Origin of the sequence: Actinoallomurus vinaceus (assembly GCF_039542055.1) — a bacterium.
In the GTDB taxonomy this organism is placed as follows: Bacteria; Actinomycetota; Actinomycetes; order Streptosporangiales; family Streptosporangiaceae; genus Actinoallomurus; species Actinoallomurus vinaceus.
The window spans coordinates 297,008-315,784 of record NZ_BAABHK010000007.1; the positions used below are offsets into that span (position 1 = coordinate 297,008).

Annotated in this window: 15 protein-coding genes; 6 read left to right on the forward strand and 9 right to left on the reverse strand. The window is 71.3% G+C overall.

Going from position 1 to position 18,777, the window contains the following annotated elements:
* Nucleotides 1-9 precede the first annotated feature (9 nt).
* Nucleotides 10-1,638 carry a right-handed parallel beta-helix repeat-containing protein gene (locus ABEA24_RS25635; protein WP_345433597.1) on the forward strand — a complete coding sequence of 543 codons (1,629 nt, stop codon included), beginning with the start codon at nucleotides 10-12 and terminating at the stop codon, nucleotides 1,636-1,638.
* Between the two features lie 43 nt (nucleotides 1,639-1,681).
* On the opposite strand, the gene ABEA24_RS25640 is transcribed toward ABEA24_RS25635, so the two are convergent.
* From ABEA24_RS25640 to ABEA24_RS25655, 4 genes are all read right to left on the reverse strand, one after another.
* Entirely contained in the window at nucleotides 1,682-1,873 is a 192-nt protein-coding gene (locus ABEA24_RS25640; RefSeq protein WP_345433598.1) for a hypothetical protein, read from the reverse strand.
* A 9-nt stretch (nucleotides 1,874-1,882) separates the two neighbouring features.
* The gene (locus ABEA24_RS25645; RefSeq protein ID WP_345433599.1) at nucleotides 1,883-3,208 is read right to left on the reverse strand and encodes a sensor histidine kinase; all 1,326 of its coding nucleotides are present in this window, start codon (nucleotides 3,206-3,208) and stop codon (nucleotides 1,883-1,885) included.
* Nucleotides 3,209-3,228: 20 nt separating this feature from the next.
* Nucleotides 3,229-3,894 carry a response regulator transcription factor gene (locus ABEA24_RS25650; RefSeq protein ID WP_345433600.1) on the reverse strand — a complete coding sequence of 222 codons (666 nt, stop codon included), beginning with the start codon at nucleotides 3,892-3,894 and terminating at the stop codon, nucleotides 3,229-3,231.
* Between the two features lie 103 nt (nucleotides 3,895-3,997).
* Complete coding sequence (locus tag ABEA24_RS25655) at nucleotides 3,998-4,780, reverse strand: COG4705 family protein (protein WP_345433601.1); 783 nt, start codon at nucleotides 4,778-4,780, stop codon at nucleotides 3,998-4,000.
* A gap of 710 nt (nucleotides 4,781-5,490) precedes the next feature.
* Here ABEA24_RS25655 and ABEA24_RS25660 point away from each other — a divergent pair.
* A complete protein-coding gene (locus tag ABEA24_RS25660; RefSeq protein WP_345433602.1) occupies nucleotides 5,491-6,360 on the forward strand; it encodes a COG4705 family protein in 870 nt (289 codons plus the stop codon).
* 34 nt (nucleotides 6,361-6,394) lie between these two features.
* Here the strand turns inward: ABEA24_RS25660 and ABEA24_RS25665 are convergent, their stop codons facing one another.
* Nucleotides 6,395-7,681 (reverse strand): sensor histidine kinase, encoded by a 1,287-nt coding sequence (locus ABEA24_RS25665; protein WP_345433603.1) that lies wholly within the window; start codon nucleotides 7,679-7,681, stop codon nucleotides 6,395-6,397.
* 201 nt (nucleotides 7,682-7,882) lie between these two features.
* Between ABEA24_RS25665 and ABEA24_RS25670 the strand changes: the two genes are divergently transcribed.
* From ABEA24_RS25670 to ABEA24_RS25685, 4 genes are read left to right on the forward strand one after another with little or no spacing between them, the layout of a single operon-like run.
* Nucleotides 7,883-8,488 (forward strand): hypothetical protein, encoded by a 606-nt coding sequence (locus ABEA24_RS25670; protein ID WP_345433604.1) that lies wholly within the window; start codon nucleotides 7,883-7,885, stop codon nucleotides 8,486-8,488.
* Entirely contained in the window at nucleotides 8,485-9,189 is a 705-nt protein-coding gene (locus ABEA24_RS25675; protein WP_345433605.1) for an ABC transporter ATP-binding protein, read from the forward strand. Before ABEA24_RS25670 ends, ABEA24_RS25675 begins: the two co-directional genes overlap by 4 nt.
* The gene (locus tag ABEA24_RS25680; protein WP_345433606.1) at nucleotides 9,189-9,932 is read left to right on the forward strand and encodes an ABC transporter ATP-binding protein; all 744 of its coding nucleotides are present in this window, start codon (nucleotides 9,189-9,191) and stop codon (nucleotides 9,930-9,932) included. Before ABEA24_RS25675 ends, ABEA24_RS25680 begins: the two co-directional genes overlap by 1 nt.
* On the forward strand, nucleotides 9,929-12,589 hold the full coding sequence (locus tag ABEA24_RS25685; protein WP_345433607.1) for an ABC transporter permease: 2,661 nt from the start codon (nucleotides 9,929-9,931) through the stop codon (nucleotides 12,587-12,589). Before ABEA24_RS25680 ends, ABEA24_RS25685 begins: the two co-directional genes overlap by 4 nt.
* A gap of 4 nt (nucleotides 12,590-12,593) precedes the next feature.
* On the opposite strand, the gene ABEA24_RS25690 is transcribed toward ABEA24_RS25685, so the two are convergent.
* From ABEA24_RS25690 to ABEA24_RS25705, 4 genes are all read right to left on the reverse strand, one after another.
* A complete protein-coding gene (locus ABEA24_RS25690; protein ID WP_345433608.1) occupies nucleotides 12,594-13,292 on the reverse strand; it encodes a response regulator transcription factor in 699 nt (232 codons plus the stop codon).
* Nucleotides 13,293-13,405: 113 nt separating this feature from the next.
* On the reverse strand, nucleotides 13,406-14,689 hold the full coding sequence (locus ABEA24_RS25695) for a glycosyltransferase 87 family protein (RefSeq protein WP_345433609.1): 1,284 nt from the start codon (nucleotides 14,687-14,689) through the stop codon (nucleotides 13,406-13,408).
* The gene (locus tag ABEA24_RS25700) at nucleotides 14,689-15,831 is read right to left on the reverse strand and encodes a glycosyltransferase (RefSeq protein ID WP_345433610.1); all 1,143 of its coding nucleotides are present in this window, start codon (nucleotides 15,829-15,831) and stop codon (nucleotides 14,689-14,691) included. The genes ABEA24_RS25695 and ABEA24_RS25700 overlap by 1 nt, the downstream gene beginning before the upstream one ends.
* Nucleotides 15,824-18,649 carry a bifunctional glycosyltransferase/CDP-glycerol:glycerophosphate glycerophosphotransferase gene (locus ABEA24_RS25705; protein WP_345433611.1) on the reverse strand — a complete coding sequence of 942 codons (2,826 nt, stop codon included), beginning with the start codon at nucleotides 18,647-18,649 and terminating at the stop codon, nucleotides 15,824-15,826. Before ABEA24_RS25705 ends, ABEA24_RS25700 begins: the two co-directional genes overlap by 8 nt.
* Between the last annotated feature and the right edge of the window lie 128 nt (nucleotides 18,650-18,777).

The window sequence follows — 18,777 nt, forward strand, 5'->3', positions numbered from 1 at the left end:
GACCGGTTCGTGCGCAACGCGCGTGATCACGGGCTGACCGGGGACGGGCACACCAACGACCAGCCCGCCCTGCAGGCCCTGGTCGACGAGCTCGGGGCGGCGTACGCGGCGGACGGCCGGCCGCGCACCATCTTCTGCCCGTCGGGGCTGTACTCGATCCGGGACCGGGGCACGGTCTGGCGGAGCGGGGTGTCCCTGATCGGTGCCGGCCCGGCGGCCACGCGCTTCGCCCTCGCCAACCCCGGCGACCCGGCCGCCGCGACCCCGCTGGCCTACTTCACGGCTCTGCAGCACGGCGCGGGCCGTGGGAACCCCATCGCCGACTGCACCTTCGCGCGGTTCGAGATCGACGGCTCCGGCGTGATCCTCTCCCAGTACGACGTGCTGTCCAAGGGGCTCGGCCTGCAGTACGTCCTGCGCGGGCGCTTCCACGACCTCTACATTCACGACACGCCCGCCACCGGGTTCGGCTGCGACTTCCTGCAGGACACCTTCGTGGACGGCCTGCTGGTCGTGCACTGCGGGCGGCTCGAACGAGATGGCGAGTGGCTGGGAGGCGCCGGCATCGGCATCGGCACCGGCGGCTGGGGCTCCACCGAGCGCTGCACCGTGTCCTCGTGCACGACGGTGCGGAACGGCACCAACGGCATCTTCTTCGAGCTGCAGGACCGGCGGTGGCCCGCGACCCGCGGCATCCGGGTGCTCGGCTGTCACTCGGAGGGCAACCGGTTCGGCATCTCCGACTGGGGCGCCGACGGCCTGGTCGTCTCCGGATGCACGCTGATCGGCAACCACCAGGCCGGCTACGACGTCTCGGCGCTGGGCACGTCCGCCGTCGCCGGGCGCGGGGGGATCGTGACCGGCTGCATCATCGAGGACAACGTCTGGGACGGTGTCGCGATCGGCAACACGCCCGGCCCGTACACCTTGGCGGGCAACCGCATCAGCCGGAACGGCCGTTACGGGTACTGGCAGCACAACCTGGCCGGCGGCCCCCAGGAGGCGGCCGGCAACATGATCATCGATGCCAACGAGTTCTGGGACAACGGCCTGGACGGCATCTTCGTCGACTCGGCCCTCGCGGATCCCGACATCGCCGGGAACCGCATCCGCGGCAACGGCCGCCAGTGCGAACCCGCGACCGAAGGCGAGGGCGACACGGTCTCCTACACGGCACGGTCGTTGATCGACACCGCGGCCGACTGGCGGCCGAACGGGCACATCGGCAAATGGGTCACGGCGGGCGCGCAACAGGCCGTCGTGATGGGCAACGGCGCCACCGAACTCGCCCTCGCGCCCGTCCGTCCCGGCGCCACGACCGCGTGGCCGGAGGGCACCCCTTCCCCCGGATCCCCGTACCGGCTGCCCGACGCCCCCGACGTCAGAGCCGGCCTCACTCTCGCCGCCGCCGTTCACAGCCCGACGATCCGCGACAACCGGGTCTGGGACGGCCAGGACCGCAAGACCCAGACCCACGGGCTCGTCGTCACGGGGGCCGGCACCTGTGGCGCGGCCTGGGTCCACGACAACGCCCTGACCGGCAACGCCGTCGCCGCGACCCGTTTCGACACCGAACCCTCCGGAGGCTGCTGGTACCACAACCACGGCCTCGACGACTGCCCCGGCCGGCGCCCCTGACCCGTCTCCGCTCACGGCGGCGGTCGATCGCTCCGGAGGGCGGTCACACCCGGGTGTGGCGGCCACCTGTGGCACGCCCGCCGTCGACCACTGCGGGAGCGCTCTCGTCCTTACGCGAGACGGCGAGGTAGATGACGAGGCCCAGAATCGTCACGAGGAAGAGCGCGCTGGTCACGACCGTGCCGAGGCCGAGGCCGCCGTCGCCGCGGGACTGGGAGAGGTAGTCCCTGGCCACGGACCGGGGTCAGCCGTACGGCAGGAGCACCTCGAAAGTGGCGCCCGCGGTGGTCTCGGCAAGGACCACGTCACCGCCCGCGGCATGGGCCAGGCGCCGGGCGAGCGCCAGCCCGAGGCCGGCGCCGTCGTGCCCGTCGTGCGGGTCGCCCCGGCGGCCGGGTTCGAAGAGCGTCGCCGTCAGATCCGCCGGGACTCCGGGGCCGTCATCGCCGACCGCGATCCGTACCGCGCGGTCGTGGTTCTCGGCGGCGATGGTGATCTGGGTGGCCGCGTAGCGGCGGGCGTTGTCCAGGATCGGCGTGAGGATGCGCTCGACGATCTCTTTCGGTACTCCGGCGACGCATCGCGCGGGGCTGCGCACGCGGATGGTCGGTCCTTCGGGCGAGGCCGCGCCGGCGAGGCGTGCGAGGAGTGCGGCGATGTCGCAACGGCCGGGCACCTCGGCGATGTCCATCCGTGCCGTGGTCAGCAGGGTCTCGATGATCTCGCGCATCCGCGCCACACCGGCGGCGATCGCGGTGTGCGCCGCCCGCTGTTCGGTGGCGCTGCGCGGCCTGGCCAGCAGGAGCTCGGTCTCGGCGCCGATCTGTGCCAGGGGCGTGCGCAGTTCGTGGGACAGCTCGCCCGACAGTTGCCGCTCGTGCCGGACGACGGCGGCCAGCCGGTCGAGAAGCGCGTCCAGGTTAGCGGCCAGAGCGGCGAGTTCGGTTGGGCGCTCGGCGGTGCCGAAACGCTGGCCGATCTCGTGCTCGCTCCACTCGGCGGCCTGGGTGCTCATCCGGGTGACGGGCTCCAGCGCCCGGCGGATCACGGCGCCGGTCACGATCGAGATGCCGAGGAGGATGAAGAGCGTGAGCCCGACCGAGCCGACCAGCGCGAGCCTGGCCATCCGCTGGTAGGGATCGAGGGCCACGGCCACGACGGTGGTGCCGACCGGGTGCCCGCGATCGAGGATGGGAAGGGCGTAGAAGCGGATCGCGAGCGGCTCGGCCAGCTGGCTGAACCGCTCGCCCGTGCCGGCCAGAGCGTCCGCGTGCTCCTGGACGACGGCGGCTGCCTGTGGCCGCTCTACGGCGTGGTCGCCGTGGTAGATCCAGGTGTCGGTGTCGAGAACCTGATCATCGCGGGATTCCCGCACCGTCAGCGTCCCGCCGGGGCTGGTCTGCACCGTGGCCGCGACCGCTTCGGCCCGCGTACGCAGCAGATCATCGGCCTCGGCGCGCAGCCGCGCCCCGAGGAAGAGGTTGAATCCCACGGCGAGCAGGATCATCCAGCACGCCGTCGTGAGGAGGGCCAGTAGCGTGAGGCGGGCCCGCAGGCTCGCGGGCCGCAAGAGCCTGACGATGCGATCGGTCACTGGAGTCGGTAGCCGACACCGCGAACCGTGCCGATACGGCGTTCGCTGCCGAGTTCACGGAGCTTGCGGCGGAGCTTGGCGACGTACTGGTCGAGTGTGTTCGGCGTGACGATGGCGCCTTCGGGCCAGCCCGCCCGCAGCAGCGCCCGCCGCGGGACCACCGCGCCGGCCGCGGCCATCAGGCATCCCAGGATGCGGAACTCGGTGGGTGACAGCGCGATTGATCGGCCGGCCAGCGACAGATCGTGGGTCGCCGGGTCCAGTCGCAGGTCGGCCGTCCGCAGGCTCGTGTCGCCGCCGGCCCGGCGCAGCACCGCCCGCAATCGGGCCACGAGCTCGGCGATGTGGAACGGCTTGACGAGGTAGTCGTCACCGCCCGCCGAAAAGCCGGAGAGCCGGTTCGTCACGCCGTCATAGGCGGTCAGGAACAGCACGGGCACATCGAGACCACGGGCGCGCATCGCCTGGCAGACGTCGCGGCCGTCGGAGTCGGGCAGTCCGACGTCCAGCACGACCGCGTCGGCCCCGCCCTCGATCGTACGAAGCGCGGACGCGCCGTCCACGGCCGTGGTGACGCGGAAGCCCTCCTCCCGGAGCCCGCGCGCGAGCACGTCCCGTACGCCGTGGTCGTCCTCCACGACGAGAACTCGATGAGCCGTCACCCGGTCAGTATGTCCGCTCGCCACGTGTGCTCGATGCCGCCCGACCTTGCCATATCCGGCTCCGCCCTACGGCTGCAGGCATGGCGCGGCTGCTCAACAGCGGCTAACTGCCCGTCGAGGAGGCGGTGTCCAGGGTGCGGGTCTGCTGGCGATGGGTGAACGTCTGGTAGCCGACCAGCACCACCAGTACGGCGATCAGGGCGGTGGAGGTGACAGTGGTTCCCACTCCGGCCCCGCCCGTCGCAACGGGCTTTTCCACTGCGTTCTCCGCGACTGCCCCGAGTGGGCGAGTGAGCACGTAGGCGCTCCAGAACAGCACAGTTCCCGAGAGGCTGGTCAGATAATGTGCGGCGAGGATCAGCAGCATTATTCCGGACAGTACCAGCGCACTGGCTCGGAAGCCCAGGCCAAGGCTGTTGGACAGGAAGTCACCGCTGGAGGTCCCCAGCGTGTTTGACACCGTTGTGGCGGACCAGTAGAGGATCTCGCCCTTCCTGGTGGCGATCCGCTCGACGTCCATGGTCTCCCCCGTCGCTCGCCAGGTGACCAGCACGAGCACCAGGAGGGTGGTCAGTACTGCCGCGCCTCCGGTGTAGCCCAGCCCGGCGGTGCGGTTCATGAAATCCGACATCGCAGTGCCCACGATGCTGGTTGTCAAGATCACCGACCAGAATATGACCGGACGGAACCGATCGGTCTTCAGCTGCATCGCCAGGGTGAGGACCAACGCCACGAAGAAGATGACCGCGCCGGTGGCGTAGCCGAGCCTCAGCGGCGTTATCGCCACGTAGTTGGACGCCGACTCACCCAGCGTGGTCGCCACAATCTTGATCGTCCAGAACAACGCACCGACCACCGGCAACTTGCTTACAGCAGTGTTAGTCACGAGGTTCCCACCTCCGCCGCTCATGAGGAGGCCGATCGCTGAATTCGGACTCGAGAGGTTACGGGCCAATAGCGTTAAAGCATTGACCTTGATTTCCTGATCCCGGGCCGCGGCCAGCCGGAATGCCGTAATTCTCACATGTGACCGGGTCTGCGGGTGCCTGGTCGCGGGCCATGGCCTTCGACCCCGCTCATATCACCATTCCCGCCACCAACGCGACCCGGAGCATGTTCGGTGATCCGTCATGAGTATGCACCGATGGGACATCACGCTAGAAAACCCGCGGTTAGCGGAACCGATCCCGATTGCTAGACGATGGCAAAATCCCGGACCGTCTGCAGGCCCGGGCCGAGGCGTCGCATCGGCCCGCGGGTACGGGGACGGTGGTCCTGATCGTCCCGCCGCGACGAGCTCGAGTGCCGCTCCGGTCAGACAACATGCCCAACCGCCCTCCGGGCTTTTTACTATCCGTGTAGTAGCTTTGCCTTAGAGTAGGCAGGCGATGCGGAAGGGCACGGGCGCCGGCGCGTCGGCGCGCCCGCTGACCCGCTAGCTCGAACCGGGACACGGCAGTGTTCGCCGCCTCTTGCATTCGGAGCCGGTCATTGGGGCCTAATCCGGCTCAAATCAACCACATAGCCACCGGTCGACAGACGTTGTCCGGCGAAGTCGTACGCGCCTGCCGCCCTGTCACCGACCTTGGAGGATAGATGACGAGGCCGGAAGCCTTGGCCGAAGTCGGCATCGCCGGTGCCGGCAGATACGCGGTGAAGAAGTTGCCGGAGGTCACTCTGGCCTTCTGGATAATGAAGATCGCCGCGACGACGCTCGGCGAGACGGCGGGCGACCTGTTCGCCCAGACGCTGAGGCTGGGCTACTTCCTCACGACGATCGCGCTGTTCCTGGCCTTCCTCGTCACGTTGGTGATCCAGCTCGTTTCAAAGCAGTACAACCCGTTCTTTTACTGGACGGTCATCCTGTCCACGAGCATGGCCGGCACCACGATGTCGGACTTCATGAACCGCGCAGCAAACGCCAAATACCTCCCCGAGGGGGTCAAATCCCTCGGCTGGGGGCCCCAAGGCATCGGCCTGGGCTACCCGGCCGGCGCCGCGATCCTGATCTCGATCCTGATCGGCATCTTCGTCGTCTGGAAATTCACCGGGCTGACCTTCGCGATCCGCGACATCGACACCTTCCGCGGCGAGGCCCTGTTCTGGTCGGCGATCCTCGTCTCCAACACGCTCGGAACCTCCATGGGCGACTTCCTGTCCGACAGCTCCGGCCTCGGATACAGCGGCGGCGTCCTGCTGATCACCGGACTGCTCGCCGCACTCCTCGCGCTCAGATACGCGCCCGCCGTGCCGAACGTGCTGCTGTTCTGGCTCGCCTTCGTCCTGACCCGCCCGTTCGGCGCCACGGCTGGCGACCTCCTTACCAAGCCGACCGTGAAAGGCGGCCTCGACCTGGGGACCGCCGGCTCGTCCGCCGTTCTTCTCGCGGTCCTGTTCGGCCTGATGGGCTGGGCCCACATGAGGAACAGCCGTCAGCCGGCCACGGCGACCACACGCATCTCCTGACCCATGGCGAAGGCTCGTCCCGGCCGTGCCCTGCTCAGTCCCGGGCCACGGGGAGCAGAAGGGTGAACTTCGCGGGCGCGGGGCGAGTCAGGAGCAGGCGACCGCCTTCGGCCTCGGCGAGGCTGCGGGCCATGGCCAGGCCGATGCCGTGTCCGGCGGTGCCCGCCGCGCGGCGGCGGAAGAGCGCGTCCGGCGGCTGCGTGATGCCGGGGCCCTCGTCGGCGACGTCGATGGCGAGGGCGTCCCCGGCGTCGCGGACGCGGACCGTGACCGGGCCCGTGCCGTGTCGTACGGCGTTGTCGAGCAGGACGTCGAGGATCTGGCGGACCGCGGCGGTCGAGGCGTGGGCCGGCGGCAGGTCCGGTTCGATGGTCAGACGCAGCGGGCGGCCGCGGGCGGCCAGGCCGGCGTGCCAGTTCTGGCGGATCTCGTCGATGAGGACCTTGGCGTCGAGGGTCCCGCTGCGATCGGGGACGTCGCGCGCCAGGGCGAGCAGGTCGTCAATGATCGTCTGGAGGCGGTTCGTCGCGGCGATGGCCGTCGTGATCGCCTCCTCGGAGGCCCCTGCGGGGGTGTCCCTCATGGCCTCCAGGGTGAGCCGCAGGCCGGTCAGCGGGGTGCGCAGCTGGTGAGAGGCATCGGCGGAGAAGGCGCGTTCGCGGGCGAGCAGGGTGCCGAGGCGTTCGGCGGTGGCGTTGAGGCTCGCGGCGACCGCGTCGATCTCGGGGATTCCGCTGGGCCGGGTCCGTACGCTCAGGTCGCCGTCGCTGAGCCGCTGGGCGTTGGCCGACATCTCCTCGAGCGGCCGGGCCAGGCGCCGGGCCTGACGCCGGGCGAGGATCGCGGTGAGGCCGATCGCCAGCAGGGCGACCCCCAGCATGACGAGCCAGGTCCGCGCGATGCGCCGGTAGACGACCTGCTTCCCGGTGGCGGCGCGGATCGCACCGGTGACGCGTTCGTTGTCCGCGATCGGCACGGCGACGACGATGTCGGGCCCCGTGGATTCGTCGGCCGCGCTACCGCGCAGCGCCGCACGGACCGCTCCGTCGGCATGGACCGGCCCGCGACCGGTGATCCTGCGCCCGGCGGCGTCGTAGACGCCGAGTGTCATGTCGGGTTCGGTCCGCGGCAGTTCGATGGGGTCGCCTCCGGTCAGCTGCGCGGGTGCGACCGCGACGGTGGCCCCGGTGGCGAACCGGGACAGCTCGGCTCGCTCGTCGGCCGTGTAGGAGCGCGCCAGGCCGATGGCGAACGGCACGCCGAACAGGCTGATCGCCAGGACGGCGGCCAGCACCGCCAAGGTCACGATGCGTCTGCGCACGCCCGTCCCCCTCGAGCGACTGCCGATTACGGGCCTGCTGCCAGTCTGCCGCCGCGGTCGCCGATCCGACCGCTTCGACCACCGATTTTGCCGTCGTCTAGCCGTCGGGGCCGGGTCGGCTAACCGGGGGGTTCCTAGCGTCGGGTGCGACGGATGGATTTCTCCGGAGATCGGGGGCCGCTCATGAGAACTCGTCGAAGCATGATCCACGCTGGAGGCGCACTCGTACTCATCGCCGCGCTGACCGCATGCGGCGGTGGGAACGGCCGATCGGTCGCCGCATCGGGCCAGACCGCCGCCGGCGCGCCCCCGCCGCCGCCCACGCCGAAGGAGTCCAACCCTCCTGGCGACATCCCCGACAACCAGGTCTTCGTGCCGTTCACCGCGGCGGGCGGCCTGTTCACCGTCAAGGTCCCCGAAGGCTGGGCGCGGAGTCGGAACGGGTCCGCGACGGTGTTCACCGACAAGTTGAACATCGTCCGTGTCGAGGCGCACCCGGCGGCCAGTGCGCCGACCGTGGCCTCGGCGCGGGCGACGGAACTGGCGCAGATCCGGTCCTCCACCCCTGGGTTCAGGCCGGGCGATGTCACCGTGGTGCAGCGGAAGGCGGGCCCCGCCGTGCGGATCACCTACCAGGCCCAGTCTCCCGCCAACCCGGTGACCGGCAAGACCATCCAGGACGAGGTCGAACGCTATGAGTTCTGGAAGGCCGGCACCGAGGCGATCCTCACCCTTTCGGGCCCGGTGGGCGCCGACAACGTCGACCCGTGGCGGCTCGTCACCGACTCCCTGCGGTGGCGGCGATGAGCCCGGGCGCCGGCGTTTCCACGACCGGCGAGGTCCTTGACGAGGGCGTCGCGCTGTCGGCCCGTACGCTCTACCGCTTCTTCCGCGCCGGGGAGGAGGAGACACTGGCGCTGCGCGGCGTGTCCCTGTCGCTGCACGCCGGGGAGCTGGTGGCGGTCGTAGGCCCCTCCGGGTCGGGCAAGTCGACTCTGCTGGCGTGCCTGGCCGGACTGGACGAGCCCGACGGCGGCACGGTCGTGGTCGGCGGGCGGCGCATCAGCCATCAGCCCGAGACCGTACGGACCCGGCTGCGCGCCCGCATGATCGGGCTGGTGTTCCAATCCGGGAACCTCCTCGAGCACCTGACCGTCCGGCAGAACGTCCGGCTGGCCCAGCGGCTCGCCGCCCGCGGTCGGCGCGACAACGCCGCCGCGCTGCTGGAGCTGGTGGGGCTGGCGGCACGCGGCGAGGCGTACCCGAGCCGGCTGTCCGGCGGTGAGGCGACGCGCGCCGGCCTGGCGGTCGCCCTGGCGGGCGATCCCGCCGTGGTGCTGGCGGACGAACCGACCGGTGAGCTCGACTCGGCCACCGAGCGGCAGATCCTCGATCTCCTGGCCGAGCGCGCGCGCTCCGGGGTGGCGGTGCTGGTGGCCGGTCACAGTCCGGCCGTGGCCGCGGCCGCCGACCGCGTCATTCGGCTCCGTGACGGACAGGTGGCTTGATGAGCCTGCGTGACGGCGCCGCCGCGCGGGCGGACGGCGCGCCGGCCACGCCCGCCGACGGCGCACTGGTGCGGTGCGTGAACGTGGCGCGCACCTTCGGCACCGGTCCGACGGCCGTCGTCGCCGTGCACGACGTGTCCTGCACGGTGCCGTCCGGGGCGCGCGTGGCGCTGATGGGGCCGTCCGGATCGGGCAAGTCCACCCTGTTGCACCTGATCGCGGGCCTGGACGCCCCGACCGGCGGGACGATCGCCTGGCCGGGTCTCGGCGCCGGCCCGAACGGCAGACCCGGCCCAATCGGCGTGATCTTCCAGGGGCCCAGCCTCATCCCGACACTGGACGTCACCGAGAACGTCGCCCTCCCGCTGCTGTTCGCCGGTATACCCGCCCAGGACGCGGCCGCGCGCGCGTCGGCGGCCCTGGACCGCGTCGGGATCGCCGACCTGGGGCCGAAGCTCCCCGAAGAGCTGTCCGGTGGACAGGCCCAGCGCGCCGCCGTCGCCCGCGTGATCGCCGGCCGACCGAGACTCATCCTGGCCGACGAGCCCACGGGCCAGCTCGACCACGAAACCGGCGGCCACGTCATCTCCGTGCTCCTCACAGCGGCCGAGGAACTCGGGGCCGCGCTGATCGTCACCACGCACGACGCCCAGATCGCCGCCCGGCTGCCCCATCGGTGGACCATGCGCGACGGCGGCCTCGCCACGCGGGGCGCCGGCCCCGGCGACGACAGGAGGCCATGATGATCTGGATCTGGCTCCACGGCCTGATCCACAGGCGCACTCCCCGGATGGCCGCCGCAGCGGCCGGAGTCGCGGTCGCCGTGGCGTTGCTCGCCTGCCTCGGCGCGTTCCTCGCCGCCTCCAAGGCGACCATGACCGCACGGGCCGCTTCCGGCATGGCGGTCGACTGGCAGGTCCAGGTCACCGGGGGCACCGATCCGAGCCCGGTCCTCGGCGCCGTACGGGCCGATCCGGCGACCCGGCAGGCCCTCCTGGTCGGCTTCGCGCAGACCACCGGCCTCACCTACACCGGGCAGACCACCCAGACCACCGGATCCGGTGCCGTGCTGGGCCTGCCGGACGCCTACTCCCGGGCCTTCCCCGGCGAGATTCGTACGCTCACCGGATCCGGGACCGGCGTGCTGCTGGCCCAGCAGACCGCCGCCAATCTGCACGCCGGACCCGGCGACACGATCAGCGTCGGCCGCGCGGGGATGGCTCCGGCACGCGTGCGCGTCGACGGAGTGGTGGACCTGCCGCAGGCCGACTCGCTGTTCCAGAAGGTCGGCGCTCCGCCGGGCTCCCAGCCGTCGGCGCCGCCGGACAACGTACTCCTGCTGCCCCAGGCGCTGTGGCACCAGCTGTTCGACCCGCAGGCCAGGACCCGCCCGGATCTGGTCACCACGCAGATCCACATCAGGCGCTCCCACGCGCTGCCGTCGGACCCGGCTGCGGCCTACACGGCCATCACGGCGGCCGCCCGGAATCTCGAGGCCCGGACCGCGGGCGGGGCCGTGGTCGGGAACAACCTGGGGGCGGCTCTGGACTCCGCGCGCCAGGACGCGGCGTACGCGCAGATCCTGTTCCTGTTCCTCGGCCTGCCCGGAGCGGTCCTGGCCGGGCTGCTGACCGCCGCGATCGCGGGCGCCGGGGCAACGCGGCGGCGTCGCGAACAGGCGCTGCTGCGCACCCGTGGAGCCTCCGTCCGCCAGGTGACGCGGCTGGCCGCCGTCGAGGCCGCCGTCGTGGGCATCGCCGGCAGCGTCGTGGGTCTCGCCGGCGCGGCCCTGGTCGGCAGGGTGGCGTTCGGCTCGGCGCGCTTCGGCGCCACGACCGCGACCGCCGTCGCCTGGACCGCGGGCGCCGCCGTGGCCGGTCTCGTGATCGCCGCGCTCACCGTCCTGGTGCCCGCGCACCGCGACGCCCGGGCGACGACCGTGAGCGCCGGGCGCCTCACCGTCGGCCGTACCCGGGCACCCGGCTGGAGCCGCTACGGACTGGACTTCGTGCTGCTGGCCGCCGCCGGCGCGGTGTTCGCCGTGACCGGCCGCAACGGCTACCAGCTCGTCCTGGCACCGGAAGGGCAGCCGACCATCTCGGTGTCGTACTGGGCGTTCGCCGGGCCCGCGCTGCTGTGGCTCGGCACCGGGCTGCTCGCCTGGCGGCTGTACGACCTGCTGCTCGGCCCCGGGCGGCGGCTCGTCGGCGCCGGGCTGCGTCCGCTGGCCGGCGGGCTGTCGGGCACGGTCGCCGCCGGCATGGCGCGCCAGCGCCGCCTACTGGCCCGATCCATCGTGCTGCTCGCCCTGGCGGTGGCCTTCGCCGCCTCGACCGCGACGTTCAACTCCACCTACCGCCGGCAGGCCGAGGTCGACGCCTGGCTGACCAACGGCGCCGACGTAACCGTGACCGAATCGCCCGGCGCGTCCGTCGGCCCCGACCAGGCCCGGAGACTGGCCGCGGTGCCCGGGGTCAAGAGCGTCGAGCCGCTGCAGCACCGCTTCGCCTACGTCGGCTCGGACCTGCAGGACCTGTACGGCGTGCGGCCCGGCACCATCAGGCGGGCGACGGCGCTCCAGGACGCCTACTTCACCGGCGGCACGGCCGAGCAGCTGACCCACACCCTGGCGGTCAGGCCGGACTCGATCCTCGTGTCGGCCGAGACGGTGAAGGACTTCCAGTTGCGCCCCGGCGACCTGCTCAATCTCCGTCTGCAGAACGGGCGGACCAAGCAGTTCACCACCGTGCCGTTCCACTATGTCGGCGTCGTGAATGAGTTCCCCACCGCGCCGAAGGACAGCTTCTTCGTCGCCAACGCCTCGTACGTGGCGCAGAAGACCGGCAGCGCCACGATCGGCGCGTTCCTGGTCGACACGGGCGGGCAGCACATCGCCTCGGTCGCCCACCGGATCCGCACCCTGCTCGGCCCCACCGCCACGGTGACGGATCTCGCCACCACCCGCCGGGTGGTCGGCTCGAGCCTGACCGCCGTCGACCTGGCCGGGCTGACCCGCGTCGAGCTCACGTTCGCGCTGCTGCTCGCCGCGGCCTCGGGCGGGCTGGTGCTCGCGCTCGGCCTGGCCGAACGGCGCCGCACCTTCGCGATCGCGACCGCGCTCGGTGCGAGCCGGCGGCAGCTGCGCGGCTTCGTGTCCGGGGAGGCCGCGGCCCTGGCGGTCGGCGGGCTGGTCGCCGGCGCGGTGATCGGCGCGTTGGTGTCGCAGATGCTGGTCAAGGTTTTGACCGGCGTCTTCGACCCGCCGCCGTCGACGCCGACGGTGCCCTGGCCCTATCTCACGGCCCTCGGGTCGATCACCGTCGCGACGCTGGCCGCGGTGGCCGCCGCAGCCGTGCGGCTGGCGCGCCGTCCCGCCGTGCAGGTCCTGCGGGAGCTGTGAGGGGTCAACCGGAGGAGGCGTCCAGCCGGTAGCCGTGGCCGCGCAGGGTGACGATGCGCGGGATGACGGTGGTCTCGTCGGACGCCTCCGCCAGCTTGCGGCGCAGCGCCGCGACGTGCACGTCGAGCGTCTTCGTCGATCCGAACCAGTTCTCGTCCCACACGTCGGCCATCAGGTCCTCCCGGCTGACCGCCACCCCGGCCTCACCCGCGAGCCTGGCCAGCAGGTCGAACTCCTTGGCCCGCAAGGCCACCTCGCGATCCGCGGCGAAGCACCGGCGAGCCGCCGTGTCCACCACGAGATCGCCGACCGCGAACCGCGACGGCCGCGCGGCCGACGGCGCACCGCGCCGCAGGTGCGCCCGGATCCGGGCGAGCAGCTCCGCGAACCCGAACGGCTTGCTCACGTAGTCGTCCGCGCCGGCCTCCAGCCCCACGACGACGTCCATCTCCGTGTCCCGCGCGGTCACGATGACCAGCACGCACCCCGGCTGGACGGATCGGATCCGGCCGCAGACCTCGATCCCGTCCAGGTCCGGCAGACCCAGGTCCAGCAGCACGAGGTCGAACGGCGTCAGCGTCGCCTCGCGGATCGCCCCGCGCCCCGAACGCCGCCAGACCACCTCGTGATCGTGCAGGCGAAGCCGGGACTCCAGATGACTCCCGATCGTCTCGTCGTCCTCGACGATGAGCAGACGTGCCACTGGACCATTCTAGAAAATCCCGAGGCCTACTACTATTGTGATAGTAGAAATCTTCTGGGATGAATGGGAAACGATGCTGGTCAACCTCCTGTTCGGCAGCGCCGGCCTGGTGTTCATCTGGCACCTTCAACTCGCGCCGCTGCTGATCGGCCGAGCCGACGCCGAGGACCCCGCGACGCGGGATGCCGGCGACGCACCGCGAGGATCACGAGCGCCGTGATCGCCGCCAGGGCGATCAAGCCGTAGAGGTTTCCGCGTACGAGCTCGAAGCCGTGCCAGTGGTCTTCCCGGTGCCTCCCGAACGGAACGGTGCGGATCAGGCCCTGCGGCAGTGCCGGCAGGCCGGGGACCGCGAAGATCCATGCCCCGAAGAGTGCCTCGAGCCCCACCCCTGCGACAGCCCAGGCCCACGCGTGCCGTAGCCGCCCGGCCGTCCGGTCGGCGGCGAGCACGAGCGCCGGCGCGATCCACACCCAGTGGTGCGACCAGGAGATCGGCGAGATCAGCAGACCGGTCGTCGCGCAGGTCACGACGGCGGCCGGCTCGTGGCCACCGCGGCTCTGCCGAGCCGCAAGCCAGAGCCCAACGGCTCCGACCACCGTTGCGACGCCCAGCCAGTACGGCCGGGCGGCGTTCTCGCCGCCGAGAAACCGGACGAGCATGCCGTACAGCGACTGGTTCCCCACCCAGTCCACCGGGCCCACCCGGCTCGGTGCCATGAACAGCCGGTCCCCCCAGAACCGCCGGGACTCGTGCGGAAGGGCCACGAAGCCCACGGCGATCGTCAGCGCGAACACGGCGATCGCGACGGCGGCCGCGCGGAACCGACGGGTGAGGAGCAGATAGGCGATGAAGATGCCGGGCGTGAACTTGATGCCCGCGGCGATGCCGATCCCGGCGCCCTTCCAGCGACGGCCGTCGCCCTGCCGGAGGTCGGCGATGATCAGCGTCATCAGGATCAGGTTGATCTGGCCGAACCACAGCGTCTTCTGCACCGGCTCGGTCCACAGCGCGGCCGCGGTCACCAGCAGCGTCGCTCCGAGCAACGCGGGGCTGCGGCGGTGGCCGAGCGTCCGCCACGTGATCCAGACGGCCGTCACCAGTGCGGACAGGCTCGCCAGCGTCATGATCCAGCGCAGCGCGGCCATCGGGAACACCGACAGGCCCGCGAAGATCACGGCCGCGATCGGCGCATAGGTGAACGCGAAGCCGCCGATCGTCCGGTCGTACAGGCCGTCGGAGTGCCGGGCGAGCAGGCCGCCCCAGCGGTAGACCTTCAGGTCGGACATCGCCCACAGGTCGTGGGGATGGGCGAGCACGGTCATCGCGTAGGCGGCGGCCGCGGCACCGAACGCGAGCAGGCCACCGGCCAGCAGTAGGAGGCCGCTCCGGGTCATCACGCGCGAGGTGCCCGCTCGCCGGCGACGAGGGCGAACTGCCGCTCCCAGCGGTCGAGGACGGCGTCGGGCTCGTACCGCCGGACCGACTCGCGGGCCGCCTCGGCGAGGGAGTCGCGCAGGCCGGCGTCGCGGATCAGCCGGTCGAGGGCGGCGGCGAACTCCGTCGTGTTGCCCGGCGCGACGATCAGTCCGTCGCGGCCGTCGGTGAGCAGTTCACGGACGCCCGGTGCGCAGTCGAAGGCGACGGTGGGCAGTCCGTACGCCATCGCCTCGATGATCGACATGGGGAAGCCCTCTTCGCGTGAGGACAGCGCGAAGATCGACGCGCCGGTCAGCGCCTTCTCGATGTCGGAGGTCGGGCCCGCAAACTCCACGCTGTCCGAGACACCGAGCTCGGCCGCCTGGCGGCGCAGCGCGTCCTCGTCGGGGCCGGAGCCGTACAGGCGCAGCCGCCAGGACGGGTGGTGCGATGCGATCTCGGCCCAGGACTCCAGCAGCATGTCCTGGCCTTTCTCAAAGGCCAGGCGTCCGTGCCGGACGACGACCGGTTCGGTCCGCGGCGACACGGAATGCGGGGTGACGTGCAGGGGGTTGGGCATCGCGCCGGCGTTGGACATGTCGTCGAAGGCCCAGGCGTCCGCGTCGGCGTCGGTGAGCGCGAGCAGCAGGTCGGCATCGGCGAAGTGGCGTTTCACCCGCTCGTAGCGCGAGGACCGGCGGGTGGCCTCGTACGACTCGTGGCTCATGCCGATCACCGGCATCCCCGCCGTGTCGGCCTGCGCCACCCATTCCATCGCCCAGACCTGCGCCGCGATGACGACCCCGCCAGGGCGGGCGGTGCGGAACAGCGCGCTGAGGCGTGCTGCGCCGCGCCAGACCGTCAGGCGATGACGCAGTTCCCGCAGGCGCGTGCCGATCGGTCCGCGCGCCTGCGGCAGGTCGCGGTCGTGCAGCACGGTGACGGTGTACGGCAGGTCGTGGCCGTAGTCGTGGGAGCGGTCGGCGTGCGTGATGCCGACCAGGTGCACGCGGTGGCCTCGATCGGCGAACATCCGGCCGATGTCGTGCGCCCAGCGCTGCAGGCCGCCGAGCTCTTCCACGTTGTTGCAGACGATGAAGACGTCGCGGGCCTCAGCCACGGTCACCTCCGGTGAAGAAGCGCTCGACGATGGCCTTGGCGGCGGTTCCGGTGTCGTACTCACCGAAGTGTTCGACGAAGCGCCGCCGCCGGTCGGCGTGGTCGCGGCGGGCGTTGTCCAGATCCCGAAGGGCGGCGAACAGCGCGGCCTCGTCGCCGACCACCGGGCCCGGCGCGTGCTCGGTGAGGTCGAAGTAGGCTCCGCGCTGCCGGCTGACATAGTCCTCGGCGTCGGGCGTGTAGAAGATCATCGGTCGCTCCAGCAGCGCGAAGTCGAACATGATCGAGGAGTAGTCCGTGATCAGCGCGTCGGCCAACAGCATCAGCGCGGTCACGTCGTGCTCCGCGCTGACGTCGATCACGGTGCCGCGCAGGCCTGGTGGCACCACCGCCCGGCTGAGGTAGTGGGCGCGGATGAGCAGGACGTGGGACTCGCCGAACTCGCGGGCGAAGCGGTCGAGGTCGAACGGGATCTCGAAACGCGCGGCGGGCCTGCCGTTCTCATCGGTCCGGAACGTCGGCGCGTAGAGCACGACGGTGCGCTCGTCGTCTTCCAGCCCGAGCCGTCGGCGCAGTGCCGCCTGCTCCTCGGGATCGCCTCCGGTGACCAGCGCGTCGTTGCGCGGGTACCCGACCCGCAAGGGTTCGGCCGTCACCCCCAAGCCCTTGACGAGGGTACGGACGTCGTGGTCGGAGCGGACGACGAAGTGGTCGAACCGGCCGATCATCGTGCGCAGCCTGTCGTGCTCGGACCGGGTGCCTTGTTTGACCGTCGGCTCGTCGAAGCCCATCCGCTTGAACGCCGAACCGTGCCAGGTCTGGATGTAGGTCGTCTCGGGACGTTTGACCAGCCCGACGGGGAAGCCCTGGTTGTCGATCCAGTACTCGGCGCGGGCCAGGGCCCGGTAGTACGTCCACGAGCCGCGCCTGACCAGCGTGGCGTCGGCGGGAAAGCCCCGGCGGCTCCCGCTGTAGGACCAGATCGCCCGGTACGGCCCGCCGCGCTCCCGGAGCGCGCGGTGGATGTACTTGGGGTTGTCGGAGTACTGGACGCCGAGGTGGCTCTCGAAGACGATCGTGCCCTTCTTGACCGGCAGCCGGACGAGGAGCCGGTTGAACACGGCGATCTTCGTGTCGCGCCCGGTGAGCAGACGGATCAGCGCTCGCTCGACGCGGCCGAACCGCTGCCACCAGCGCCGCCCCAGAGCGGTCCGGGCGATGCGACGCAGAGCGGGCAGTGTCATTCGCGCGGGCCACCGGTAGCCCACGATGCGCAGCGCGAACTCGCCGGACTCGGCGACATAGGCCTCCAGGTGGTCGCCCGCCACGCGGGTCAGCCGTGGCCGTACCGGCACCCGCACGCCGTCGTGCGCGGTTCCGTCCGAGGTGAGCCGCACGGTGACCGTGTCGTCGCCGGTCTTGAGGCGCAGCCAGAGGCCCCAGGTCTGGTCGACCAGCCCGACCGGGCGGATCCGGCGGGCCGGGGCGAACGCGGTCTCCCAGCGGATGCGGTCCGCCTCGTGCCGTACGGTCACCGGGACGTGAAAGGCGCGGTTCTTCCGGCGGCGGTCGCGGATCTCCAGCGTGCCGGCCGGTTCCAGGTCGGCGCCGATGCGGCCCAGCGGGTTGACGACCGTCCCGGCGAGGCGAAGCTCTGCCCCGGATCGGTGCATCGCGGTGACTTCGCCGCCCAGGTTGAAGGCGTCCAGCGGAGCGGAGTGGAGTCCCAGGTCGGTGACGTCCAGGATCCGGCGGCCCAGCGCGGTCTGGAGCTGGTCGCCGGACCAGTGGATCCGCCCCTCGCGCTCGACCGGTTCGACGGAAAGGACCGGTTTGCGGCCCCTCTTCGCGGCGTAGTCGGCCGCCGCCACGGCGCCCTCGATGTCGCCGTGCCGGACCAGGTACGCGCCAATGGCGGGCAGCGGGTTGCACTCCGCGAACACCCCGGGATCCAGCTCGGCGAGATAGGACCGGGCCAGTTCGAGGAACGCCCGGCGGTACTCCGGATCCCGGCTGCGCAGCTCCCGCAGGTAGAGCAGCAGGTCGTGGTTGACGAACTTCACGTTCTTCAGCCGTGCGAGCCGATCGGCGTCGTGGGCGTGGAACACCGCGTCGATCCGCCGGTGGATCTCCAAGCGGTCGGCGAAGTTGCGCAGCTCCGCGCGGCGATTGGTGATCGACAAGGTGTCGTCCCGCGGGACCACGAACCAGTTGTAGACCCGGTGCGGGATGGTCACGATCCTCCGCGCGGCGACATACGCCTGCGCGCTGAACAGCAGGTCCTCGTAGTGCAGCCGGTCCACGAACCACAGGCCCTGGCGATCGAGGAAGTCGCGCCGATAGCACTTGTTGGTCGACAGGGTGTCGTACAGCAGATCAGGGTCGTCCAGGACGCTTTCGTACACCCGGCGCTCGCGGTAGAGCCACGGGTACCAGTTCTGTTCCCGGTCGGGGAAGACGCGGACGCAGCGGCCCGAGACCAGGTCGGCGCCGGTCTCGTCCGCGGTCGTCACGAGGTTCCGGCAGGCATGGCGGTCGAGGGTGTCGTCGCTGTCGAGGAACATCACGTACCGCCCGCGCGCGGCGTCGATCCCCACGTTGCGTGGCCGCCCGCACCCGCCGGAGTTCGTCTGGAGCGTGAAGGCCCGAACCCGATCCGGATGGGTGGCGGCCAGCCGGGCGGTCACCTCCGGTGTCGCGTCCGTGCTCGCGTCGTCGACGATGACCGCCTCGACACCGGGCAGCGACTGCTCCAGCACCGAGCGGACCGCGCGGGCGAGCCGGGCTGCGTCGTTGTAGACGATCACGACAACGGTCACATCGGGTTCCGGAAGCAAACGGTTCCACCCACCTTCGCCCTCGAGCGCAACTACTATCGCGATAGTACGATCTCGATAGTAATTGCAACGTAAGATGCCGGTCCGAAGGGATCGGCAGGTGAAACGAG

Excerpts from the sequence above, each read along its gene's own strand:
- ABEA24_RS25660 (WP_345433602.1), top strand. The coding sequence starts at position 5,491 with ATGACGAGGCCGGAAGCCTTGGCCGAAGTCGGCATCGCCGGTGCCGGC.
- ABEA24_RS25670 (WP_345433604.1), top strand. The coding sequence starts at position 7,883 with ATGATCCACGCTGGAGGCGCACTCGTACTCATCGCCGCGCTGACCGCA.
- ABEA24_RS25675 (WP_345433605.1), top strand. The coding sequence starts at position 8,485 with ATGAGCCCGGGCGCCGGCGTTTCCACGACCGGCGAGGTCCTTGACGAG.
- ABEA24_RS25680 (WP_345433606.1), top strand. The coding sequence starts at position 9,189 with ATGAGCCTGCGTGACGGCGCCGCCGCGCGGGCGGACGGCGCGCCGGCC.
- ABEA24_RS25685 (WP_345433607.1), top strand. The coding sequence starts at position 9,929 with ATGATGATCTGGATCTGGCTCCACGGCCTGATCCACAGGCGCACTCCC.
- ABEA24_RS25695 (WP_345433609.1), bottom strand. The coding sequence starts at position 14,689 with ATGACCCGGAGCGGCCTCCTACTGCTGGCCGGTGGCCTGCTCGCGTTC.